The following is a 5,169-nucleotide window of genomic DNA, read 5'->3' on the forward strand; positions in this document are numbered from 1 at the left end:
CACGTACTTCAGTACGCTCCGCTCCGGTTCTCGGAAACCACCGTTTTCGACTCAGCCTGACCTGAATCTCAACACGTGCTGGGCGTGAACGCGTTTAGGCAAGAAATCAGCGGGGCGAAAAATGCCAATTGTACGCGGCAAGGACATCGAAGTCCTGTTTTCTGCATCGGCGATCGCGCGGCGCAATCTCGAACTCGCCAAGGAGATTGCCGGACACGACTACCATGACCTCCTGGTGATCTCGGTGCTGAAGGGGTCGTTCATCTTCGCCGCAGATCTCATCCGCGCCATGCACGATGTCGGCCTGTCGCCGGAGGTCGAATTCATCTTCATCTCCAGCTATGGCGCCGGCACCAGCAGCGGCGAGGTGAGGGTGCTGCGCGACATCGACAATGAGGTCGCTGGCCGCGACGTGCTGCTGATCGACGACATTCTCGAATCGGGCAAGACGCTGAGCTTCACCCGCGAGCTGATGCTGTCGCGGGGCGCCAAGAGCTGTTCGATCGCCGTGCTGCTCGACAAGCGCATGCGCCGCCAGACCGAACTCAATGCCGATTATGTCGGCTTCGACTGCCCCGACTATTTCGTCGTCGGCTACGGCATGGATGTAGCCCATGCCTTTCGCGAGTTGCCCTTTGTCGGTGTCGTCAAAGGGGATGCCTGAGCGGCAGCAAAAAGGTTTGCTGATCCTCAGCGCTTTCAGGAAAAGTCAACTTTTGGCGGCCAAATATGCCGGCCATGGCAAAGCTTCTGATCGTCGAGGACGATGAGTCCGTCCGCACCCTGGCCGCCCGCGCGCTTGAACGCGCCGGGCACACAATCGATATCGCGGCGGATGGCGCGCAGGGGCTTGCGCTGATCCAGGCCGCGCGTGGCGGCTATGATCTCGTCGTCTCCGATATCCGCATGCCGGAGATGGACGGCATCGAGATGGCGATAGCGGCGGCGACATTGTTTCCCGCCATCAAGATCGTGCTGATGACCGGCTATGCCGACCAGCGCGAGCGCGCCGAGGAATTGAACGGCATCATCCTCGATGTCGTGCAGAAGCCTTTCACGCTGGCTGAAATCCGCTCGCGCGTCGAACGGGCGCTGATCTGCTTCGCCTGATCAGGCTGGGTCGGCGGCAGCGAGCACAGGTGGAGTACTCTTGCGCCGTTCGGTGCTGAGCGCCAGCAGGCCGGCGCCGATGATCAAGGCGGCACCGATCACGGTCGTCGACCGCGGCACCTCGGCGAAGAACAGGAAACCCCACAGCGGCGACCACAGGATGCCGGTATATTCGAAGGTGGCAACGCGGTTGGCCGGCGCCATCCGGTAAGCCTGCGACAGCAGGATCATGCCGGCGGAGGCGACGAAGCCGCAGGCGGCCATCTTTAGAAAATCCGGCAGCGTCGGCCAAAGCCATGGCCGTACCAGGAATTCCAAGCTGGGGTGGACGGCGTGGGTTATGCCGGCAAGGTGAAACGCGCCGGCAACCACGGCGGCGCCAACCAGATAGGCGCCGTTCTGATAGAAGGCCATCACGGTGGACGATTCGGTGTCGCCGATCTTGCGGGCCATCAGCTGCGAAAAACCATAGAGCGCCGCCGAGCCCAGCGACAGCAGCGCTGCCCAGTCGAACAGCCCTGCGCCGGGGCGCAGCATCACGAGGACGCCGAACAAGCCGATCAGCACGGTTGCCAGTGTCTGCCAGGAGACGCGCTCGCCAAGGTAGGGCCCGGCGAGCACCATGATGAACAGCGGCGCCATGAAATAAAGCGCCACCGCATCGGCAAGCGGCAAGGCGGCGATGGCCAGGTAGTACATCGTATAGGAGGTGAACTGGATGAAGGCGCGCACCGTCAGCATGCCGAATCGCTTCGACAGGATCGCCCGCAAGCCAACATCAGCATGGACCAGAACGATGAGGATCGGCAGAGCGACGATCGAGCGGATCGCCATCACCTCGGTCACTGGATAACCGCTCGACACGGCTTTGACGAGCGGATCCTGCAGCGAAAAGACCAGCACGCCGAGGCACAGGCTCAGGATGCCGCCCACCATCCGATTTTGCATCTGCATCCAGGCTCCTGCGCGTACGATCCGAAGCTGCCGCCTGCGGGGTAAAAAGAACCCGCCACCGTTTCGGGCAGCGGGCACGAGTGAGGACTCTTGATTGGTCCGCGGCTGATTTCGCAGCCGCATATCCAATGGGTGAGGCGACTATCATCCGCCGTTTGACATGTTGCAAACGAATTGGAATGATGCCAGCAATCAAATTCTCTTATGGCGGATTTCATGCGGCCGACCCTCGACAGCGACCTCCTGCGCACCTTCGTGGCGATTGCCGAGACCGGCAATTTCACCAAGGCGGCGGAGCAGGCCGGCCGCACCCAATCCGCGGTGTCGATGCAGATGAAGAAGCTCGAAGATCTGATCGGCGCCAGCCTGTTCGAGCGCGGTTCGCGCGGCGTCGCGTTGACGCGGCGCGGCGGCGAACTCATCGTCAACGCCCGCCGCATCGTCTCGCTGCTCGACGAGACGTCGGCATCGATGGCGGCAGCGCCGCTTGGCGGGCCGGTGCGCATCGGCATTCCGGAGGAATATGGCCACGCCATCCTATCGCGCGCGCTCGGCGCTTTCTCGAAGCGTCATACGCAGGTCGAGGTCACCGTGCGCTATGCCCATTCCGGGGCACAGATGGCGGCGCTCGCTGCCGGCGAGCTCGATCTGTGCGTGGTGTTCGAATGGCAGGATCCCGCCGGCGGCGAAGTGCTGATGCACGACCCGACCGTGTGGGTGACATCGTCCCTGCATCACATGCATGAGGAACAGCCGGTGCCGATCGCGCTCTACAACCGGGCCGGCTGGTGCAAGGACTTCGCCATCAAATCGTTGGAGCAGCGCGATCTTGCCTATCGTGTCGCCTATACCAGCGACACCACCGGCGGCCTCAAGCTCGCCGTCACCTCCGGACTGGCGATCGCGCCGATCTCGCGCAGCAACATTCCGGACGGCTGTCGTGAACTGACCACGGCGGACGGATTCGGCGCCATCGATTCCTCGAACGTGGTGATGCACCGCAACCCGAACGCGTCAGGCGAGGCGATCGACGGCATGCAGGATGCGATCCGCGAAGCCTTCGTCAACAGGCTCAGTCAGCCGGCGGCATCCTCGTAGAAATGCAGCCTGTTGCCGAACGGATCGGCGACCGATACCTCGCGGGTCTTCCAAGGCGTCTCTTCCACGCCTGGCCTGGCGAAGCGGTAGTTTTTGCCGGTCAGCTCGCCATGAAGAGCCGTGATGTCCTCGACCTCGATGCGCAGGGCGATGCCGGGTGCACCGTCGCCATGATGTTCGCTGAGATGCAGGACGCAGCCGTCGCGGCCGATCGCCATGTAGAGCGGCGCGTCGTCGGCGAAGCGATGTTCCCACTGCACCTTGAAGTCGAGGAAGCCGACATAGAATTCACGCGCCTTGGCAATGTCGAAGATGCGCAGGATGGGTGTGACGGCGCCAAGTCTGGGCATGGTGGTGCAACCGTGCGAGAGGGTTTTCAGGTGGGATGGACGGGGGCGGCAATCCCCTTGTTTTTTCGCAATTCCGGACGGAAAACCGCTTCACACATTTCCTGGAATTGCTCTATTTCAGCTCGAGCAGCCGTTCCAGATAGCTGCGTTCGATGTCAGGGCTGAGCGCATTGCCGAGCCGCTTGCGGATCGCTTCCAGAATCTGGCGGGCGCGCTGGACGTCGATCTCGTCGGGCACCTTCACCGAATCGCCGAAATCGGGACCCTGGCTGGCGCGCGGCCGGCCGAGCGGATCGCGATCGGCGTTCTGCTGGCGGCCGCCTTCCTCGCCGCCACCCTGGTCGCCCTGCATGGCCTGCATCTGCTTCATCATGTCCTTGGCGCCCTTGCGCAGCGCTTCCAGCGCCCGGCCCTGATGGCCGACGGCCGCATCGCCTTCGCCCTCGCCGAGTGCCTGTTCGGCATTGCCCATGGACTTGCCGGCCTCGCCAAATCCTTCATTGGGCTCCATACCCATGCCTTCGAGGCCCTTCTTCAGCTGTTCGAGGTCGCTCTGCAACTGGCCCTGGCCCTGCTGCAGCTGTTTCAGCGCATCGGCGAATTCCTGGGGCGTCATCGGCTTTTGCCGGGCGAGCGGATCGCGGTCTTCGCCGACGCCGGGTCTGTCCTCGTCCTGGCCGCCTTCGCCGAGCTGCTCGTCACGGTTCTGCCCGCGCTGGCGCTCGCCGCGCTGCATCTGATCCATGCGGAAGGTGTCGTTCATCATCTCCTGCTGACGGCGCAGGATCTCGCCCAACTTGTCCATCTGCTGGCGCATCTCGCTGTCCTGCTGGCCGCCTTGCTGCTGACGGCCGGCCTGCAGATTGTTCATCATGTCCTGCAGTTGCGACAGCAATTGCTGGGCCTTGTCGCGATCACCGGACTTCGCCAGGTTCTCGATCTGGTCCATCATGCGATCGATGTCGCTCTGGCGCAGTTCCTGGCCATTCTGCTGCATCTGCGGGGCGTTGGGATTTTGCTTGGCGCGCTCCGCGAATTCCTGCAGGAACTGGTTCATCGCCTCGCGCAGTTCCTTCATCGCCTTTTCGATTTCAGCGTCGCTGGCGCCATTCTTGATGGCGTCCTGCAGCGCCTGTTGCGCCTGGCGCAGCCGCTTTTCGGCGGCCGAAAGATTGCCTTCCTCGATGCCGAGCGCGATTTCCCAGAGATAGGAGACCTCGCTGCGCAATTGATCGTCGCTGTCGGCCATCTTCAGCCGGGTGCGGGCGCTCATGATGGCGAGGTAGTGGGACATGTTGTCGAAGGTGTCTTCCGGCCGCAGCGTGATGGCGTCCATCAGGTCGAGCACGCGCGGCTTGGCGTTGGCGTCGAGCGCCAGCAGGCGGCGCTGTTCGATCACGGCGCGTGCCAGCGGATTGGCGAAAGGCCGCTCCGGCATCAGCAGCGTCTTGGTTTCGCTCGATGCGGTGTGCCCGGCATCGTCGGTGGCGACCAGCGTCAGCTTGATGCTGCTGCCGGCCCAGACATGCTCGGTCAGGTCCTTCGAGGTCCTGGCGGCGTTCGACTTGCCGCCGCGGCGCGGCAGCGTCAGCGGCATTTCAGGTGCACCGTACAGTGGACGCGCATTCGGCGCCTGCGGATCGGCAAGCGCGAGCAC

General features: G+C 63.3%; 6 protein-coding genes. 3 read left to right on the forward strand and 3 right to left on the reverse strand.

The genetic code is table 11. The annotated features are described in order from the left end of the window. Window positions 1-121: 121 nt before the first annotated feature. Both hpt and EN994_RS17000 read left to right on the forward strand, forming a co-directional pair. On the forward strand, window positions 122-664 hold the full coding sequence (gene hpt, locus EN994_RS16995; RefSeq protein WP_013529401.1) for a hypoxanthine phosphoribosyltransferase: 543 nt from the start codon (window positions 122-124) through the stop codon (window positions 662-664). Window positions 665-738: 74 nt separating this feature from the next. Next, window positions 739-1,110, forward strand: coding sequence for a response regulator (locus EN994_RS17000; protein WP_063170346.1), 372 nt, complete (start codon window positions 739-741; stop codon window positions 1,108-1,110). Here EN994_RS17000 and EN994_RS17005 read toward each other — a convergent pair whose 3' ends face one another. Further along, window positions 1,111-2,058: a DMT family transporter gene (locus tag EN994_RS17005; RefSeq protein ID WP_024503766.1), complete on the reverse strand. Its 948-nt coding sequence runs from the start codon at window positions 2,056-2,058 to the stop codon at window positions 1,111-1,113. A 222-nt stretch (window positions 2,059-2,280) separates the two neighbouring features. On the opposite strand from EN994_RS17005, the gene EN994_RS17010 reads away from it, so the two are divergent. Next, a complete protein-coding gene (locus tag EN994_RS17010) occupies window positions 2,281-3,162 on the forward strand; it encodes a LysR family transcriptional regulator (protein WP_024503767.1) in 882 nt (293 codons plus the stop codon). On the opposite strand, the gene EN994_RS17015 is transcribed toward EN994_RS17010, so the two are convergent. Both EN994_RS17015 and EN994_RS17020 read right to left on the reverse strand, forming a co-directional pair. Then, on the reverse strand, window positions 3,141-3,512 hold the full coding sequence (locus tag EN994_RS17015; protein ID WP_063169090.1) for a glyoxalase superfamily protein: 372 nt from the start codon (window positions 3,510-3,512) through the stop codon (window positions 3,141-3,143). The genes EN994_RS17010 and EN994_RS17015 overlap by 22 nt on opposite strands. A gap of 112 nt (window positions 3,513-3,624) precedes the next feature. Beyond that, window positions 3,625-5,169: TIGR02302 family protein (locus EN994_RS17020; protein ID WP_127307670.1), on the reverse strand; the 1,545-nt coding region annotated here is incomplete at its 5' end.

The organism is Mesorhizobium sp. M7A.F.Ca.CA.002.09.1.1 (assembly GCF_003998555.1).
Lineage (GTDB): Bacteria > Pseudomonadota > Alphaproteobacteria > Rhizobiales > Rhizobiaceae > Mesorhizobium > Mesorhizobium ciceri.